This window comes from Alloiococcus sp. CFN-8 (assembly GCF_049943125.1).
Taxonomy (GTDB): Bacteria; Bacillota; Clostridia; order Clostridiales; family Clostridiaceae; genus JAEXZL01.
This window is the reverse complement of the sequence record NZ_CP188040.1, coordinates 1,158,600-1,177,761: the sequence shown is the minus strand read 5'-3', so window position 1 is coordinate 1,177,761 and position 19,162 is coordinate 1,158,600. Positions and strand designations below refer to the sequence as shown.

Below are 19,162 nucleotides of genomic sequence, written 5' to 3'. Positions count from 1 at the left end.
TTTGAAAGAACAATAATTCTTTCAAAACCAGAATATCCGGTGGCAATGCCATGAAGGTAACACCCGTTCCCATTCCGAACACGACGGTTAAGCTTCATAGGGCCGATGGTACTGCAGGGGAAGCTCTGTGGGAGAGTAGGAAGTTGCCGGGTCTGTATTCCGCGGTAGCTCAATGGTGGAGCACTCGGCTGTTAACCGATAGGTTGGAGGTTCGAGCCCTCTCCGCGGAGCCAAGAAAAAAGCTTCTTTTGTCTAACGACAAAAGAGGCTTTTTTCAATTATATCCGTTTCTGGGAGAAACGGGTGATATACCTGCGGTATGATATCTGCTGAGCAGATGATATATGCTACGCATATGTGGAACGGATATTATATCATACTTGCTTTGCAAGTATATCATGCGGCGTAGCCGTATATCATATCGCTTCAGCGATATATCATTAAAGAATAGAATACTTACGATATATATGAAATTAATATGTAAGATGTTGATATACTGCCTTCACAGTACAGTAATGTATTGTGAAGGTTTTTTTATAGTAAATAAAAGCAAGAAAATGCCTTATATAAAGAGATTTTATAGCAAGGAAAGTCAAGAAGATACACAAGTAAAGTAATAATATTTATAGGTGAGCTTTTAATATATTTGTTTATTTAGGAGGAAAATAAAAATTGGTTAATTATGATGATGATAAAAGCTATTTAAATAGAGTATTAAATAAACTTAATAGTTACCTTAATGATTTACAAAGAACAATTAAAAAGTATGAAGATGAATTTAAAGAATCCATGAAATACTTGTGGGAAAATAAGAGTGATATGGATTCCAAGGAGATATTTTCAAATGAGCGATCTATTTCCCAGGTAGTATCTTCGGGAGAAGCTTTTGTGAAGCAGAAAAATAAAATTGAAAGAATGGTAGATAGCCCCTTTTTTGCTAGAATAGATTTTTATGATATGGAATTTGATGAGGAGGAGGCTTTTTATATTGGCAGTGGTGCCTTTGTAGACGAGGATAGTAATATGTTAGTTTATGATTGGAGAGCACCAATTGCTAGTATGTACTATGATTTTGAAATAGGTGAAGCTTATTATGAAGCACCAGTAGGGAAGATATATGGGAGGTTGACCTTAAAGCGACAGTTCAAAATAAAAGGTGGTAAGATGCAATATGCCTTTGACAGCTCTTTAAGTATAGGCGATGATATACTACAAAGAGACCTTGGGACAAGTTCTGATAAAAGAATGAAGACTATTATTGCAACTATTCAAAAGGAGCAAAATGAAATTATCAGAGACCCATCAGAGGTCATTATTATTCAAGGAGTAGCAGGCTCAGGAAAAACCTCTATAGCACTCCATAGAGTAGCGTTTTTACTGTATAAATATAAGGAAGTTCTAGAAGCGAAGGATATAGTTATAATATCCCCTAATAAAGTCTTTGGAGACTATATTTCAAATGTATTACCGGAGCTAGGTGAAGAGGAGATTGTAGAAAGTAGCTTTGGAGATATTGCTAAAAGATATACTGAAAATGAAATAGAGTTTGAAGATTACCTAGAGGTATTAAATGACCTTGTAGATAAAAGAGATGATAATAAAACCCAAAGAATAAGATTTAAAGCTTCAATGGAATTTGTGGAGCTTTTAGATGAGTTTATTGAATATGTGAATAATAATTATTTTTATCCTGTGGATTATAAAATTAATGGTAAAATAATATCAAAGGAATTTATATTAAGAAGATATGAGGCCTATAAAAGGTATTCTATTTCTGACAGAATAAATAAAATAGCTAATGATATCCTAGAAAAAATTCAGGTTGATAATATTTTTAAGGATAAGATTCCTACGAAGAATAGCATAATAAAAATCATTTCAGAGATGTTTAGAATTAGTAGTGTTTTAAGCCTATATAATGATTTTTATAAATATATAAATAGAGAAGATATGTTTAATTATCAAGGAGACAATAGAATAGAAAATAATGATGTGTATCCATACATTTATTTAAAAATGTTTGTTGAGGGGATAAAGGAGGAAGCTGATGTTAAGCATGTTGTAATAGATGAAATGCAGGACTATACACCAATACAATATGCCATAATCAATAAGCTATATAAATGCAATAAAACAATATTAGGAGATTTTTATCAATCGGTTAACCCCTATAATTTAAATACCCTAGACATTTTATGTGGACTATTTAAAAATTCTAAGGTTATAGAATTGAACAAAAGCTATAGATCCTCCTATGAAATCATTAATTTTGCTAAGAATATTAAAGAATGTGCAATAGAACCATTAGAAAGGCATGGAGAAGATCCGAAAATAATTAAGTGCAGTGACATAGATGACGAGATTAATAAAATAAAAATACAAATAGATAGGTTTAAGGAAAGTGATTACTCTAATTTGGGGATCATTTGCAAGACAGAAAAAGTAGTAGAAGAGATTTATAGTCATTTATCTAAGAAATATGAAGTAAATGTCCTGGATAAAAGTAGTACAAAATTTATAACTGGAGTGACCATAACAACAGCTAGTATGTCTAAAGGATTAGAGTTTGATGAGGTTATTATTCCAAGGGTTAATAATGCAAGCTATGGATCAGAATATGATAGAAGCTTATTATATATTGCCTGTACACGAGCTATGCATAGACTAACATTAACTTATAGCGGAGATTTAACGGATTTTTTAAAGTAATAGAAAAATAGGAAGTGATAAACTTGGATGAGAGCCGAAAAATAAATGCAGTACAAAAGATGCAGAAATATATAGAGACTAATTTAAATAATAATATTACATTATATGAACTGGCTCAAGAAGCTAATTACTCACCTTGGTACTCGGCAAAGATATTTAAAGAATTAATTGGTAAGAGTCCTTTTGAATATATTAGATTATTACGTTTATCCGGTGCGGCAATTGAATTAAGAGATAGTGAAAAGAAGGTAGTAGATGTAGCAATGGAGTTTTCCTTTGATTCTCATGAAGGTTTTACAAGAGCCTTTACCAAGGAGTTTGGCATAGCCCCTAAAAAATATAAGGATAACACTCCTCCCATTTGCTTATTTAAATATTATCCAATTAAGGATAAGTATTTGTTAAACAGTGATGTAAATGTGAAAAGCTATGAAGCTATAAAGCCAAGCAATTTCTTTGTACAGGTAATGAACTTTCCGGAAAGAAAGCTTATCTTTAAAAGTGGCCTGGAGGCAGAGGATTATTTTAAGTATACAGAAGAAGTAGGGGTAGAAGTATGGGGAATTCTTTGCAGCATAAAAGAAGCCTTATATGAACCCGTAGGATTATGGCTACCGGATAATTTTAGAAAAGAAGGAACCTCAAAGTATGTTCAGGGTGTTGAGGTACCAAAGGATTATCCTGGGATTGTTCCTGAAGGCTTTGAAATTATGACGCTACCACCATGTAAAATGATGATATTTCAAGGAGAGCCCTTTGATGACGATGATTTTCAGCTATATGTTTGCGATTTAGTTAAGTCCATTGATAATTATGATCCGAAGGTATATGGTTATAAGTGGGCAGAGGAGGATGGACCATGTTTTCAAATGGAACCACAAGGATATCGGGGATATATAGAGGGTAGACCGGTAAGAGAATTATAGAGAGGATGAGATACATGTATGATATAGCTATTATAGGTCTTGGTCCCGCTGGTGCAATGGCAGCTAGACTCCTTGATAAAGAATTTAAGGTTATAGCTCTGGATAAAAAAGACCCTATGGATAATGCTTCATTTATGAAGCCCTGTGGTGGACTTTTAGCTCCCGATGCTCAGAAAGCTCTAGCTAGGTTTGAGCTTAATCTCCCTAAGTCTGTATTGGTTGATCCACAGATATTTTCCGTAAGGACCATAGATTTAGACACGGGAGATAGCTGTAATTATCAAAGGCTTTATTTAAATTTAAATAGACACAGCTTTGACCTATGGCTTCAGTCTCTTATTCCTGAAAATGTAGAGGTTCATAATAATAGCCAGTGTAGCGAGATTAAAAGCAATGGTGATAACTTTGAAATAAAATATTTAGAAGATGGGGTAGTTAAGGAAGCCGAGGCGAAGTATGTAATAGCTGCAGATGGTGCTGCCTCCATGGTAAGAAGAAGCTTTTATCCTAATAAAAAAATAAGAAGCTATGTATCTATTCAGCAGTGGTTCACTGAAAAACACAGCAATCCCTTTTACTCCTGTATCTTTGATTCCAAGAATACTGATTGCTACTCCTGGTCAATTTCAAAGGACGGCTTCTTCATATTCGGAGGAGCATATCCCTCAAAGGACTCTAGAGAACACTTTGAAAGGCAGAAGGAGCTCTTAAAAGAAAAAGGATTTGAATTTGGTGAACCTATAAAAACAGAAGCCTGTGTTGTTCTAAGGCCTTCCTCCTTGAGAGATTTCACCCTAGGGAAGGATGGACTCTTTTTCATAGGAGAAGCAGCAGGTTTTATCAGTCCAAGCTCCTTGGAGGGTATAAGCAGTGCCATAAATAGCGCTTTTTATGCAGCTAAGGCATTAAACTCCCATGGAGAAAATCCTAATAAGCTATATAATACCTTAACCTTTAAGCTACGGCTTAAGATTACCCTAAAGCTTTTAAAGTGCCCATTTATGTACAACCCTTTCCTTAGAAAACTAGTAATGAAAAGTAGGTTAACCACTATAGATGTAATAGATAGTTAAAATTGCATAACTTTAAATACTTTAATCTAATACTAAATCATAGATTTAAATAATATCATACTTATAATTCCATCCACAAAGCATTTCCACCCACCAAATTGGACATGCTTTTTTTCTTTCACCTCTTACCCCATAATTCCTACATATTCTCTTGCTCTTGCTTCTTAGCTCTTTTCTCTCTTCTCTAATCTCTTTTCTCTGATCTTTTAGTTCTTAGCTCTTTTTTTCCTTTTAACTCTTAGTCCTTACTTCTTACTTCTCTTTTGCTCTTAACTCTTAGCCCTTAGCTTTTACTTCTTAGCTCTCTTCTCCTCTTGCTTCTTACTTTTTTCCTCCTACAAGAAATATCTGTTATATTTCTCATCTAACTGGGAAACATAATCAATGTAAACCTTTGTTATACTGAATATTTTATTGTCTAATAGAGCTATATCAAGAATATTGAAGCTTATTTATCACAATGAATTAATATCAAGTTAGTAATACGCAAGAAATAAAGCTATAATAACCTTAAAAATGTTAATGTTCAGAAAATTGATAATATTAAAAAGGAATTTATATTATTATGGAGAATATATATTATACACCTTAAAGGTCATACCATTATGGTGGTGTAGGATATTTATAAATTACCTATGATAAGCTTTACATTAGATTTTAGATATACTCATTCAATGATTTAAGTAAGCTTATAGATTAAATAAAACTTATATGGTGCAAATAATCTAAATGTGCTTATACAAGCATATATAGATAAAATATAAAAGAATTTATGAAAGGTAGGTGAATGCTGTTGAGCGAGATGCTTGGCGGCGAAATCTTATGAAAGATTACACAATTAACAATCTAAGAAATGTCGGTATCCTCGGTCATAGTGGATCGGGGAAAACATCATTAACAGAAGCGTTATTATATGCTTCAAAAACTGTAGACAGATTAGGTAAAGTTGATGAAGGAAACACTACCTCAGATTTTGATTCGGAGGAAAAAAAGAGAAAAATATCTATTTCAGCCTCTGTTACTCCTTTTGAATGGAAGGATGTTAAGATTAATCTTTTAGACTTACCTGGATATTTTGACTTTGTTGGTGAGCAGATCCAGGGTATGAGAGCCTGCGACGTAGCCATGATAGTTGTTTGTGGTGCAGCAGGAGTGGAAGTTGGAACTGAGAAAGCATGGTCTTATGTTAATAATATTAAGTTACCAAGGACCTTTTTTATAAATAAATTAGATAGAGAAAATAGTGATTATGACAAGACATTAGCTCAGCTTAAAGAGCAATTTGGTATCTCTGTAGTACCAATTCAGTATCCTATTGGAAAGGAATCAGAATTTAAGGGAATCGTAAATATTATTTCTCATACTGCTGATTATTACAATCCAAAAACTAAGAAGATGGAAAGAGGAGAAGTGCCTGCAGAGCTTGAAGATAAGATTCAAGAATGCAGACAGATGGTTATGGAAGCCGTAGCAGAAACTGATGAGGCTCTTCTTGATAAGTATTTCGAGGAAGGCGAGCTCAGCTATGAAGAGATTTATAGCGGACTTATAAAGGGCTGTGTTAGTGGAGATATAGCTCCTGTTATGTGCGGTAGTGCCACAACTCTAGTAGCCATGGAAAACCTCATGAATGATATTATAGAATGCTTCCCATCCCCTGAGTATGCAGTAGCCCAAAAGGGTATGGATAAGAATAATAATAAGGAAGTTAGAGTATCCTTAAATAGCAAGGATCCATTCTCTGCAATAGTATTTAAGACAATAGCAGACCCCTTTGTAGGAAAGATGTCCATATTCAGAGTTATAACCGGAGAGGTTACTCCTGATACGGCAGTAATAAATTCCTCTAAGGAAAAGAGCGAGAAGATGGGTACAATCTTCTATCTTAGAGGTAAATCACAGATTCCTGCAGACAGGATTATAGCTGGTGATATAGGAGCAGTTGCAAAGCTTCAATATACCAGTACAGGAGACACTCTCTGTGATCCAGACTTTAACGTTGAGTACTCAAGGATTAAGTTCCCTGAACCTGTAATGTCTATGGCCGTTGCTCCAAAGGCTAAGGGTGATGAAGATAAGATATCCTCAGGTCTTGGTAAGTTATTAGAGGAGGATCCTACCTTTAAGGTATCAAGAGATGTAGAAAATGCTGAAACTATAGTTTCTGGAGTGGGCGAAACTCACTTAGATGTTATAGCTTCTAAGCTTAAAAATAAATTTGGTGTAGATGTAGATCTTCAGATACCTAAGGTTCCTTATAGAGAAGCCATTAAGGGAGTTTCTGATGTTCAAGGTAAGCATAAGAAGCAATCTGGTGGTCATGGTCAGTATGGAGATGTTAAGATTAAATTTGAACCAAGAACAGATGGTGAGGATGACTTAGAATTTGTAGATAAGGTAGTAGGTGGAGTAGTTCCAAGAAACTATATCCCTGCTGTAGAAAAAGGCTTAAGAGAATGCATTGTTAAAGGTGTTTTAGCAGGCTATCCTGTAATAAGACTTAAGGCAACTCTACATGATGGTTCCTTCCATCCTGTAGATTCTTCAGAAATGGCCTTTAAGATAGCTGCTTCCTTAGCTTATAAGAAGGGTCTTGAAGAAGCAAAACCAATACTTCTCGAACCAATATTAAGACTTGAGGTTGTTATACCAGATAACTATATGGGTGATGTTATAGGTGATATCAACAAAAAGAGAGGTAGAGTGTTAGGCATGGAGCCTGAAGATGGACTACAGAAGGTAATAGCTGAGGTTCCTATGGGAGAAATGTTCAACTATGCTACTGATCTAAGATCTATGACTCAGGCAAGAGGAAGCTTCAGTACCAGCTTTGTTAGATATGATGAGGTTCCTGCAGCAGAAGCCGCTAAGATAATCGATAAAGTTAAGGCATTAAAAGCCGAGGCATAAACAGACACTAAAGTGGAGGAACTTTTTCTCCACTTTTTATTTTTACTTAAAAAGGCAGCAGTTTATATTAATAAAGGATAAAGAAATGCTATAATGGAAATAATAAAGCCATATGCATCGTATACATAATCTAAAGATAATATTAGGAGGGTTGTTAATGTCTCATTACACTATGGAGGTAAGCGGCACAATAGGTCTCAGCGATTATAGCAATATTTATGATTATATTGATGTGGTAGATACAAATGATAAATTCAGTATTTATTTGAATGAGGTTACAGAAGATAGTATATCAATGATATGCTCTTTTCTTTATGATAAGGACTTCCAGATTTTAAAGCAGGGAAGGGATTCGGAAGGGAAATATTACATTCATGCTTTCAAAACCAAGTAGCTTGATATATAATAGAAAAATGAGTTGTTATTTCAAATATTTACTATTTTTAGAATAGAGTAAACAGTAAGCAATAAATAACAAACAAGTAAACTGCAGGGGTGATGGATGTGAAGGAATATGTAATCGGTCTCGATTTAGGAGGCACAAAAATCAGCTGTGCCTTAGCTGATGTCTCCGGAGAGGTTAAAGCTGAGGTTAACATGAAAACCTTAGCACAGGAAGGAGAAGGTGCTGTTCTATCTAGAATGATAGAAGCCATAGAAAAGGTAATGGAAGAAGCAAATATATCCTCCCATTTGGTGAAGGCTATAGGGATAGGTTCTCCTGGCCCTCTAGATGCTCATAAGGGAATAATTATTACAACTCCCAACCTTCCCTTTAAGAACTTTGATATCGTAAGACCTATAAAAGAACATTTTAATATACCCGTTTATTTAGATAATGATGCAAATGTAGCAGCTATTGGAGAACATATCCTGGGAGCTGGAAAAGGCACCAATAATATGGTATATGTCACCGTAAGTACTGGCATAGGTGGAGGAGCAATACTTAATGGAAAGATTTATAGAGGAAGTACCAGCAACGCTCTTGAAATTGGACATACTACCGTAGCACCTAATGGGCCAAGATGTAATTGCGGTAATATAGGCTGTGCTGAGGCTGTAGCTTCTGGAACCGCTATAGGTAAAAGGGCTAAGGAGGCTCTAGAGAGCAAAGTAGAAACCTCCTTAAAGAATTATGATAATCCAACCTCCTATGAGGTTTTTGTAGAAGCAGCAAAAGGGGACAAGGTTTCTAAGGAAATATTAGATACAAGTCTTAATTACCTGGGAATAACCATAGCTAATATAATAGCTGCCTTTGATCCAGATATGGTAATCATAGGTGGTGGAGTAGCTCAGGGAGGGGATATTGTATTCTCAAAGGTTAGAGAAGTGGTGAATACAAGATGCTTCAAGACCATGGCTGAGCACTGCAGAATTGTTCCGGCAGCCTTGGGAGTTAAGGCTGGAGTTATGGGTGCCGTAGCCCTGGCTCTTTCTGAAATAGAATAAAAGATAGGTAGACAAGCAGATAACTATTATATCCGCTTATCTACCTATTTTATTTGAAAAATTTTAATAAGAAGCTTTTAATTTTTATGCCTTGAGGACCGTATTAATAGTAGCCATTTCTTTTGTATTCCTTACCACTTTTATTAAGGGCAGGTTCTTGAATAGTTTTGGAAAACCTATTTTTGGACCATTGATTTTGCGTCTTGTGACCATTTTTCAGGAATTCCTCATTGTCTATGTTTCTTTCATGCTTTTCCATGGCTATTCCTCCTTTAAGTCATTATTAATGTAGCTTTATATGCAGTATTATTATCTGCTGAAGGCCAATAAAATATCGTATGGAGTATGATGAATTTAAGGCTTATATAACCAAATAATCCACAGGAAAGCTAGTATACAGCCTTTGTACTGAAGGGATAATAGAATATAAGAGGCAGATAAAAATGAAATTTTCACTGGTATTTAAGTATTGGACTATAAGTGATATACATTACTGTAAAAGGAGGAATAAGTATGGCAAAAAAACATCAGCGTGCCTCATGGGAAAGTGATCATAAGCCTAAGAAGAAGAAAAATGAAGTAGAACCAGTGCCTGAAATACAAAATAAGCACAAGTAGTAAATTTTTTAGGAATATTTCATTATTTCTTCAATATAATATAAGGATTGATGATTAGAGGTGATATACATATGACTAAGGACAGCCAGCCTGATAATAAATTGGCAAGAAAGCTTAAATCTAACTGGGAAACACCGATTACCGATGAGTCTGTAAAAAATAAGAACAGAACTAGGAAAAAACAGTCTGTAGAGCCCAATGATGTTTAAACCCTTGCCATAAATCTCTCTTATTTCTTTAAAAAAGCACAGTAATCTGTGATTCTTAGTCCTGCAGGACGAAGAAAAATAGGGAGATTTTTAACATATCTGCTCACATATCTAAGAGTAGCTTAGCTTTCTTAGGTTGTGGGCAGCTTTTATTTGTTGTGCTATAATTATTTTATTAATTTCAGATAATTAGGACGGAGGGTGATTTGATATGAACGCAGAGATCATTGCCGTTGGTACGGAAATATTATTAGGTGATATAATCAATACCAATGCCCAGTACCTATCAAAAGAGCTAGCAGCTTTAGGAATAAATGTATATAGACAGACGGTGGTTGGAGATAATGAAAAAAGGCTTTTAAAAGCTTTCGAAGATGCTCTAGAAAGCTGTGACCTTGTGATAACCACCGGTGGGCTAGGACCTACAGCAGATGATATAACAAAAGAAACAGCAGCAAAATTTTTTAATCAGGAGTTAATTTTCCATGAGACCTCCTGGGAGTTTATCAATAATTATTTTAAATCCATAGGGAGAGAAGCTACGGAAAATAATAAAAAGCAGGCATATTTTCCAAAAGAGGCTGTGATTCTAGAAAATCATAATGGAACAGCTCCTGGAGCAATTCTTAAAGGTGATAATAACAAGACCATTATAGTTCTACCAGGGCCACCAAAGGAGATGAAGCCTATGTTTCATGAATCCGTAGTGCCCTATCTTAGAAAAGAAAGCAAGGATATCCTATATTCTAAGGTATTAAGAATTTCAGGTTTAGGGGAAAGTGCTGCAGAGGAGCTCATTAGAGATATATTAGATAAACAAACTAACCCTACGGTAGCTCCCTATGCTAAGGAAGCAGATGTGATCTTTAGAATTACAGCCAGGGCGAAGGATGAGGAAGAGGCAAAGGATATGATAGCTCCCTTAGAGCAGGAGATTATAGACCGCCTTGGGGATAACGTATATGGAGAAGGTGAAGATACTACCATGGAAAAGGTGGTAGCTGAGCTTTTAATGAAAAAGGAGCTTACGGTAGCTGTATCAGAATCCTGCACTGGTGGTATGCTTGCTTCAAGGCTTGTGAACTATCCTGGAATAGCTAATGTTTTTATAGAGGGAGCCGTAACCTATACTAATGATGCAAAGATGAGAAGGCTCGGTGTTAAGAAGGAAACCCTGGATAATTATACGGCAGTCAGTGCTGAAACGGCTATAGAAATGGCAGAAGGTATAGCAAGAGAAGCGGGAAGTGATATAGGTATATCTACTACAGGACTTGCAGGCCCAGGCACTGGAGGAGAGGATAAGCCTATAGGCCTCGTTTATGCAGCTATAACCATAAAGGGCGTTACTAAGGTTAAGGAATATCGTTTTGCCGGTAGCAGAAATAAAATAAGAGATAGAGCTGTCAGTGCTGTTCTTGATTGGCTCAGGAGAGAGTTAATTAATCACAAATAAATTATATTTACATAGGGAAAACCCCTCATATAATAAAATTACTTTTGGTAATTTATTATATGAGGGGCTTTAATTATATTATAAAATGGGGGAGAGGCAATATTATTATATAAATATTATTATCCAAGTTATTTATTTTTATACATATTAGCTATAAATTATTAATAAATATCAGTTATAATGATATTGTTAATATTTTACTAATAGATAAAGGCGGTCAATACTATGACATCAACGTTTAAAGGGAACCTTTTTGCTCTTATACTGATTTTGCTTCAATTTTTCGGTTCAATTTATATAGTACCAATATTAGCAGCAATGGTTCCCAGCTATATTTGTTTGCTAATTTTCACCCAGCTACTTTTTCTACTGGCTCCTGTATTATTTTATTTTGCTGTAACAGGAGAGAATTTTAAGGAGGTATTAAGCCTTCGTATACTAAGCTTTAAGAATTTATGCTTAGTTACACTTATTGCCCTAGCATCACAGCCTGTTGCTTGGTTTCTATCTTATTTATCTAGCCTCCTTTTTAATAATGATGTAGTAGATTTATTTGGAAGTATAAGCATATATCCCTACTGGATGCTTCTTATAGTACTAGCAGTTATCCCTTCCTTCTGTGAGGAGCTTGCCATAAGAGGTGTTGTGCTTCATGGGTATAAAAAGGAACCGGTTTTATCAGCAGCAATAATCACAGGACTTATTTTTGGTATGCTTCATTTAAATCCCCAGCAGCTTTTATATACCTCTATTATAGGTGTACTCTTTGGATATTTGGTAAGAATAACCCACAGCATCTTTTCTGCAATGATTGCTCACTTTGTTTTTAACGGCTTTCAGGTGACTATAAGCAAGCTGTCCTTTGATAGAATGGAAATAAGCAGAGGAATGGAGAATTTTTCAGTGCTTGGAGAAACTACAATGCTCAGTACGGGGATTGTAATGGGAGTAATAGCAGTAATATTTGGCCTTATAATAGTATATCTTTTAAGAAGGCTGAAGCTCTCTTCTTATGGTACTAATATTGAAATAGTAGATGGCATCAATGAAGAAGATGATATTAAGGAAGCTCCAAAGGATAATCCCTTTAATTTACCATTAATAGCTATAATATTTATATTTATTGGAATCATGCTTTTCTCTTATATATAAAGCTATAAGACTCTGGAAGACACTGATATTTTAGTGTTTTTTTGGAGTCTTATTTTTTTCTTTGACATACGGTAGTATATAATTTACAATATTTTGGTGAGTAAATTTTTGAGTAATGAACAAGCTAATAATATATTGCTTGCTTAAGGAGAGAAAAATAAAAATGAGCATTTTACATGTGAAAAATGTAAGTCACGGCTTTGGAGATAGAGCAATACTTGAGGATGTTTCCTTTAGGCTTTTAAAGGGAGAACATGTGGCATTAATCGGAGCTAATGGAGAAGGTAAATCTACCTTCATGAATATAATCACTGGAAAGCTGACCCCAGATGAGGGTACTGTAGAATGGAGCAATCGTGTGAGAGTGGGCTATATGGATCAGCACGCTGAGCTTCAGAGAGGGATTACTATAAGGGATGCCCTTAGAGATGCCTTTAAGTATCTATTTGACTTAGAAGCAGAGATTATGGGCCTTTATGAAAAGATGGCTGATGCCTCCCCAGAAGAAATGGACAGGATGATGGCAGACATCGGAGTTATCCAGGATATGCTTGACCATAATGGCTTCTATGTTATTGATGCCAAGGTAGAAGAGGTAGCTGCTGGTCTTGGTCTTAAGGATATAGGCCTTGATAAGGACGTGGCTGACCTTTCAGGAGGACAGAGAACCAAGGTTCTTCTTGCTAAGCTATTATTAGAAGTACCTGATATACTGCTTCTTGACGAGCCTACCAACTATCTTGATGAGCAGCACATAGAGTGGTTGAAGCGCTTCCTTCAGAATTATGAGAATGCCTTTATATTAATATCCCATGACATTCCTTTCTTAAATAGCGTTGTTAATCTGATCTATCATGTGGAGCACAGGAAGCTTACCAGATACGTAGGGGACTACGAAAGCTTCAGAAGAGTATATGAGGCTAAAAAGGAACAGCTAGAAGCAGCTTATGAAAGACAACAGCAGGAGATAGCAAAGCTTGAGGACTTCATAGCCAGAAACAAAGCAAGGGTAGCCACTTCAAACATGGCAAAAGCAAGACAGAAGAAGCTGGATAAAATGGATATTATAGAGCTTGCCCCAGAAAAACCAAAGCCTGAATTCAACTTCAAGCAAGGCAGAACCTCAGGAAAGCTTATCTTCCAGACAAAGGACATGGTTATAGGCTACAATGAGCCACTTACAAGACCTCTAAACCTCACCATGGAAAGAGGACAGAAGATAGCATTAGTGGGAGCCAATGGTCTTGGTAAGACTACCCTCCTAAAGAGCCTTATGGGACTTATACAGCCTCTATCAGGAGAGGTTGAAAGAGGAGATTATCAGGAAATCGGCTACTTCGAGCAGGAAATCAAGGAAGCAAACTACAACACCTGCATAGAAGAGGTTTGGGAAACCTTCCCTCACTTCACTCAGTACGAAATAAGAGCAGCCCTAGCCAAATGCGGCCTCACCACAAAGCACATAGAAAGCAAGGTAGTGGTCCTCTCCGGAGGAGAACAGGCCAAGGTAAGGCTCTGCAAGCTCATAAACAAGGAAACAAACATACTAATCCTCGACGAGCCTACGAACCACTTAGATGTTGAGGCTAAGGAAGAGCTGAAGAGAGCTCTTAAGGAATACAAGGGAAGCATACTTTTAGTATCCCATGAGCCTGAATTCTACAATGAAGTAGCAACGGAGATTTGGAATTGTGAGGATTGGACTACAAAGATAGTTTAAGAGCAACTAAGAGGTAATAGGTAAGAGCTAAGAGGTAATAGGTAAGAAGTAAGAGTTGAAGGACAAAAGAGAACTAAGAGGTAAGAAGTAAGAGCTAAGAGTTGAAGGACAAAAGATAGAGGATTAGAATATAGAAGATTAGAAGATTAGAAGATTAGAAGATAGAGGATTAGAAGATAGAAGATTAGAAGAGAGATAAGATTGGATAGGTGGATGAATTAGAGTTAGAGTGATCTAGCTCTTTTTTTGTTGTGTTAATTTTTTAAATGGAATAAAATGGATATATATGGGTGTGTATAGATGAGTTTTGGGAGGGAGTATTGTGAGAAGGATAAAGAGTTGGGTGGCAGTATTTTTAATTGTTATTATAACGGTAATTTTTGTAGGCTGTGATAAAGAGAGCGAGGAGCCTCTTTCTCAGGAAGCTAAATTAGAAGACTTTAACTATATGTATCAGGTCATTAAAGAAGGGTACCCTTTTTTAGATGTTAATAAGAGATTAAATGATGTTGATTGGTTAGCTTATAAAGATACATATGAAGAGTGGATTAAAGAAACGGAAGATGATGAAGCCTTTATAGCTGCGCTAGAAAAAATTCTTTTGGGTTTAAATAATGGCCATACTCACATTATACCTAAGGATGGTTATTTAAATTTTCATTTGATTAAAAAGGTTTATGGTAAACTTGGATGGTTTGATTGCCTCGATAATGAGACAGTTCTAAAACGATATGGGAAAAGTGAAGAGGAAGTTGTTATAACAAATAATGAAGATAGTAATAGCAGTACATTAAATGCAGAACTGAAGCTTATGGATGCGGTAGAAGGAAAGGTTGGATATATGTATCTTCCTCAAATGGGAAGAATAGGCGTTCCATTGGAGGAGGACATGAATATTATTAAGGAATATATAAAAAAGCTTGATAATTATCAGGCTCTGATTATTGATATTAGAGGAAATAGTGGTGGAAATGATTTGTATTGGGCAAGTATTGTATCTATGCTGATTGATAAGGATATGAAGCATGAAGGGTATTCTTTATATAGAGGAGGAGCTGTAATAGACGATTATGTGGAGAAGAGGGAGTTTAAAATAAGTGATGTGGATGAATTTATTAGCTTACAGTTAGAGGATGTCCCTGAGGAAGTGGCTAAAGATTTTAATAGTTATACAAAAGTTGAGGATATTATAGAAGCTAATAAGGTAGGTAACTTTAAAGGTAATATATATTTGTTAGTCGATGGCTGGGTATTTTCCTCTTCAGAGTCATTTTCTATCTTTGTCAAGGATACTGGCTTTGCAACTCTAATTGGGGAGAAAACTGGTGGTGACGGTGGCGGTACAGATCCAGTGTTATTCGACCTTCCTAATAGTGGCTTATTAGTAAGAATGTCATCACAAATGTTTTTAACTTCTAATGGGGTATGCAATGAAGAATATAAGACTACACCAGATTATATTATAGAAGATACTACCTTGAAGAGTTATTTTGGTGACTTTAAAAATGACAATTGTGTGCAGAAGGTGTTAGAGCTAGAAAAGATAAATATTAAAAACTAAGGAGATTTATCACTCTAAAACAGGCTTTACTATCGGCCTATAGTTAATGAAATAAATATATATATCATCACAAATTCAATATATCTTATAAGGAGGAGTATTAATGGCTAAGTGTCCTATATGTGAAGCAAGGTTAGGTACAAAAAATATTATTGTGGGCAAGCTGGATAGAAAAGTGTGTCCAATCTGTGGGGCTAAACTTCGGATAAACAAATGGCATATGTTTATAATACTCGTTATAACTATGATGATAAATTTCTGTATTAATCAAATTATTACTCAAAGGTTCACTATAGTATATATAGCCACTATTATTTTATTAGATATTATTGCTATAGGCGTAGGTGGTCTTATTGCAGGATATATTCCTGTTGAAGAGAAGTTGAAATAATAACAATAAGATATAGAGGATTAAAGATGAACGAAGCTAAAAGGGTAATAGAAAGATATATCTCTGAAGGTAAATGTAGTTTAGAACAAGGATATAGAGGATGGATATACTTAGCTCAACAAAACAAAAATTACTACAGAGCTTGCCCTCTGTAGTAATTTTCAAATATATATCTTGTCTATATTTATTTACACAAATCTATGGACGTTCTCCGTTCTCATTTTTTCTGTTGTATTTTATTTTCCTTTAAGGTATTTAAAGTTGCTACTAGCATCTTTTTTAAGGATTCACATTTAGGCTTTAGTACTTCGAATTCCTGTGGTAAATAACCAGTACGGGTAAGTATAATTAACCAATATTCTGTTTCGGATGCTTCCTTCAGGGATATGGTAAGCTTATGTATAAAATCAGCATCGCTTATTGCATACTGAGCCTCATGTATATTAGCACCTATGCTAGTACCACTTCTTAATATCTGTTTTGACATAACATACTCCTTCTTGTCAAATACAAGCCACTTATAATAATCCACCAATACCACTGAAAACTCAATAGACTGCCTAATCAATTCACTATCCTTCATATTTTACCTCTCATAAGTAATTATCCTTTACCCATTAATTTACCCAAAATAACTATTATTTATTCGGATAATAAATTTATTTGCTAATTTTATATATTTGTTCTTATAATTATTCACTTGTAATGCAGCATATCCTAGTTGATAATTCTTATCTTATATTTTTACCTTCTTTTACTCTTCTCTTAACTATCTTTTATCTTAGTTTCTTTTTTCTTCAACTCTTAGCTCTTATTTTTTACTTCTTAGCTCTCTTTTATCTTCTGCTCTTCAACTCTTAGTTCTTACCTCTTAGTTCTTTTTCTTAGCTCAAAAAAAGAGGCAGCAAAAACCGCCTCCGTCAACAAGCAGTATTGAATTTATATTTTAGATGCAATATCTACTAGCTCTTTAGCATGCTCCTTTAGAACATCAAACTTCCCTTCATTAACTAGAGCCTTATTGGTAAGATAGCTGCTTATTCCAGCTCCTGAATAGCCAAGCTTTAAGAAGGCTTCTAGATTGTCTGGTGTTACTCCAGCGGTAGCTATGAGTTTAACGTGATTTATAGGTCCCAATATGTCCTTTGCATAGGTAAGTCCAAGAGTTCCTGCAGGAAATAGCTTAACGAAATCTGCACCAGCGAAGTGAGCATCCAGTATTTCTGTGGGGGTCATTGCTCCTGGGATGGTGACCATATCTAGCTTATTACCCTCCTGTATAACTTCCTTATTAACATTTGGGGCTATTATATATTCTGCTCCAGCCTTCTTAGCTTCATGAACCTGATCCACGGTAACTACTGTTCCGGCGCCAATCTTTACCTTGCCATCAAAGGTAGATGTCAGAAGCTTAATGGCTTCAGAGGTTTTCGTAAGACAATCCTTATCTCCCTGATCGAAGGTAACCTCTACTAAGCGTACCCCACCTTCATAGAGAGCCTTTACGAGGCTAACGAGGCTTTCGCCGTATATTCCTCTACAAATTGCTATTATTTTATGTTCTTCTATAAAATGAATTATTTTATCTTTCATATATCCACCTTTCTTCTTAAGGAATGTACTGCTATTTTTTATAACAGTTATATCGAAACATTATCTTTTAAGACAAGCTTTTAATAAAAGATATAGTTATAACTATACCCCTTATAATTATATATCACTAATAAGTGATTCTTTATATATTTAAATATTAATATAATAATAATTATTTACTTATTAATGGCTATTTATCATCCGACTTCAAGTTTTTTTATGTTTACATCCTCTCCATTTCCCAGCTATTTCTTTATGTTATCCTTCTTTTCAGCTCTTAGCTCTTACTTTTTACTTCCTACCTATCTTTTATCTTTCAACTCTTAGCCCTTAGCTCTTACTTCTTAGCTATTTTTTACTACACTATCAATTTTTTATAAAATAAATTACATAAATAACTATAATTATAAAAAATACATTATTTTATTTTAATTATTATAATATTCATAATTTTACATTGAAAGGAAAATAGTTGTGTGATATATTATATGTAAACGTTAAACAAACTCTGGAGTAAAGAGTTTTATTTTTATAGTTATTTGTTAAACAATAAAACAATATGACTAATAAATTAACTTTTATAAGCTTGCTGTGAATAAAAATCATTAATCATATTTAATTTATATTTTTTTGAGGATTAATTTAGGAAGTAGTTAGTTCAATGGGGGATGGATATGTTTAAACCTGTTAAGTCACAAAACCTTTCGGAGGTTGTAGTTAATGAAATAATTAGCTTAATGGAAAAAGGAGAGTTAAAACCAGGAGATAAGCTTCCAGCAGAAAATGTATTTGCAGAGCAGCTGGGGGTAAGTAGAGGGATACTTAGAGAAGCTCTTACCATATTACAATTTCAGGGCTTTATAAGCAGGAAGCCGAAGGATGGAACCTATATTAGGGAGCTAGAGGAATATGAAAAGGCTTCTACCTCTGTGATAGAATCCTTAAAAAATGCTACATATATGGATCTTATTGAGCTGAGGGAGGCGTTAGAGCTCCGTACCGTAGAGCTAGCAGTTGAGAGAGGGAAGGATAGTGATATTCAGGCTATAGTAGATTACATCAACTCAGTTAATCCAGAGGATAAAAATTATAGTATTATAGACTATAATTTTCACTTGAAGATTGCTGAGCTAACAAAAAATCTTCTTCTTAGTAATTTTATAGAATCCTATTATGATCTGATTAGAGAGCTAGGGGAGAAGAGCAATAAAAATATTGAAAGAAGGCAGGAGATTATTAAAGAACATAAGGCATTAATCACTGCTATAGCTGATAGAGATAAGGATGCAGCTAGGGAGGCTTTAAGCTTCCATTTGAGAAAGGTTAGAGCTACTATTTCTGAAAGCAAAATATAAAGTAAGATAGAATATTTACTTTTATTTTTAGGGTAAA

17 protein-coding genes, 1 tRNA gene and 1 rRNA gene are annotated in these 19,162 nt (G+C 34.9%); 16 read left to right on the top strand and 3 right to left on the bottom strand.

The features are described from left to right. The first annotated feature begins 35 nt into the window (after positions 1 to 35). The 8 genes from rrf to ACPWSR_RS05115 all read left to right on the top strand — a co-directional run bounded on the left by rrf (position 36) and on the right by ACPWSR_RS05115 (position 9,070). A 5S ribosomal RNA gene (gene rrf, locus ACPWSR_RS05150) occupies positions 36 to 152 on the top strand. Positions 153 to 158: 6 nt separating this feature from the next. Next, a tRNA-Asn gene (locus ACPWSR_RS05145) sits at positions 159 to 233 on the top strand. A 439-nt stretch (positions 234 to 672) separates the two neighbouring features. After that, the gene (locus ACPWSR_RS05140; RefSeq protein WP_426350633.1) at positions 673 to 2,709 is read left to right on the top strand and encodes a HelD family protein; all 2,037 of its coding nucleotides are present in this window, start codon (positions 673 to 675) and stop codon (positions 2,707 to 2,709) included. 14 nt (positions 2,710 to 2,723) lie between these two features. Further along, entirely contained in the window at positions 2,724 to 3,635 is a 912-nt protein-coding gene (locus ACPWSR_RS05135) for a helix-turn-helix transcriptional regulator (protein ID WP_426350632.1), read from the top strand. A 5-nt stretch (positions 3,636 to 3,640) separates the two neighbouring features. After that, on the top strand, positions 3,641 to 4,708 hold the full coding sequence (locus tag ACPWSR_RS05130; protein ID WP_426350631.1) for an FAD-binding protein: 1,068 nt from the start codon (positions 3,641 to 3,643) through the stop codon (positions 4,706 to 4,708). Between the two features lie 822 nt (positions 4,709 to 5,530). After that, positions 5,531 to 7,618, top strand: coding sequence for an elongation factor G (gene fusA, locus ACPWSR_RS05125; protein ID WP_426350630.1), 2,088 nt, complete (start codon positions 5,531 to 5,533; stop codon positions 7,616 to 7,618). Between the two features lie 157 nt (positions 7,619 to 7,775). Continuing rightward, complete coding sequence (locus ACPWSR_RS05120) at positions 7,776 to 8,012, top strand: hypothetical protein (RefSeq protein ID WP_426350629.1); 237 nt, start codon at positions 7,776 to 7,778, stop codon at positions 8,010 to 8,012. A gap of 110 nt (positions 8,013 to 8,122) precedes the next feature. Then, a complete protein-coding gene (locus ACPWSR_RS05115) occupies positions 8,123 to 9,070 on the top strand; it encodes an ROK family protein (RefSeq protein WP_426350628.1) in 948 nt (315 codons plus the stop codon). A gap of 103 nt (positions 9,071 to 9,173) precedes the next feature. Here the strand turns inward: ACPWSR_RS05115 and ACPWSR_RS05110 are convergent, their stop codons facing one another. Beyond that, positions 9,174 to 9,329: a hypothetical protein gene (locus ACPWSR_RS05110; RefSeq protein WP_426350627.1), complete on the bottom strand. Its 156-nt coding sequence runs from the start codon at positions 9,327 to 9,329 to the stop codon at positions 9,174 to 9,176. A 430-nt stretch (positions 9,330 to 9,759) separates the two neighbouring features. Between ACPWSR_RS05110 and ACPWSR_RS05105 the strand changes: the two genes are divergently transcribed. From ACPWSR_RS05105 to ACPWSR_RS05075, 7 genes are all read left to right on the top strand, one after another. After that, positions 9,760 to 9,897, top strand: a complete 138-nt coding sequence (locus ACPWSR_RS05105; RefSeq protein ID WP_426350626.1) for a hypothetical protein — start codon at positions 9,760 to 9,762, stop codon at positions 9,895 to 9,897. A 211-nt stretch (positions 9,898 to 10,108) separates the two neighbouring features. Next, entirely contained in the window at positions 10,109 to 11,353 is a 1,245-nt protein-coding gene (locus ACPWSR_RS05100; protein WP_426350625.1) for a competence/damage-inducible protein A, read from the top strand. Between the two features lie 225 nt (positions 11,354 to 11,578). Continuing rightward, positions 11,579 to 12,505 (top strand): CPBP family intramembrane glutamic endopeptidase, encoded by a 927-nt coding sequence (locus tag ACPWSR_RS05095; protein WP_426350624.1) that lies wholly within the window; start codon positions 11,579 to 11,581, stop codon positions 12,503 to 12,505. 163 nt (positions 12,506 to 12,668) lie between these two features. Continuing rightward, positions 12,669 to 14,225: an ABC-F family ATP-binding cassette domain-containing protein gene (locus ACPWSR_RS05090; RefSeq protein ID WP_426350623.1), complete on the top strand. Its 1,557-nt coding sequence runs from the start codon at positions 12,669 to 12,671 to the stop codon at positions 14,223 to 14,225. A gap of 322 nt (positions 14,226 to 14,547) precedes the next feature. Further along, the gene (locus tag ACPWSR_RS05085) at positions 14,548 to 15,786 is read left to right on the top strand and encodes a S41 family peptidase (RefSeq protein WP_426350622.1); all 1,239 of its coding nucleotides are present in this window, start codon (positions 14,548 to 14,550) and stop codon (positions 15,784 to 15,786) included. 103 nt (positions 15,787 to 15,889) lie between these two features. Then, complete coding sequence (locus ACPWSR_RS05080) at positions 15,890 to 16,177, top strand: hypothetical protein (RefSeq protein WP_426350621.1); 288 nt, start codon at positions 15,890 to 15,892, stop codon at positions 16,175 to 16,177. Positions 16,178 to 16,203: 26 nt separating this feature from the next. After that, complete coding sequence (locus tag ACPWSR_RS05075) at positions 16,204 to 16,332, top strand: hypothetical protein (protein WP_426350620.1); 129 nt, start codon at positions 16,204 to 16,206, stop codon at positions 16,330 to 16,332. 62 nt (positions 16,333 to 16,394) lie between these two features. Here the strand turns inward: ACPWSR_RS05075 and ACPWSR_RS05070 are convergent, their stop codons facing one another. Both ACPWSR_RS05070 and ACPWSR_RS05065 read right to left on the bottom strand, forming a co-directional pair. Continuing rightward, positions 16,395 to 16,760 (bottom strand): four helix bundle protein, encoded by a 366-nt coding sequence (locus ACPWSR_RS05070; RefSeq protein ID WP_426350619.1) that lies wholly within the window; start codon positions 16,758 to 16,760, stop codon positions 16,395 to 16,397. 356 nt (positions 16,761 to 17,116) lie between these two features. Then, complete coding sequence (locus ACPWSR_RS05065; RefSeq protein WP_426350618.1) at positions 17,117 to 17,770, bottom strand: bifunctional 4-hydroxy-2-oxoglutarate aldolase/2-dehydro-3-deoxy-phosphogluconate aldolase; 654 nt, start codon at positions 17,768 to 17,770, stop codon at positions 17,117 to 17,119. Positions 17,771 to 18,438: 668 nt separating this feature from the next. Between ACPWSR_RS05065 and ACPWSR_RS05060 the strand changes: the two genes are divergently transcribed. After that, entirely contained in the window at positions 18,439 to 19,125 is a 687-nt protein-coding gene (locus ACPWSR_RS05060; protein WP_426350617.1) for a FadR/GntR family transcriptional regulator, read from the top strand. Positions 19,126 to 19,162: the final 37 nt, after the last annotated feature.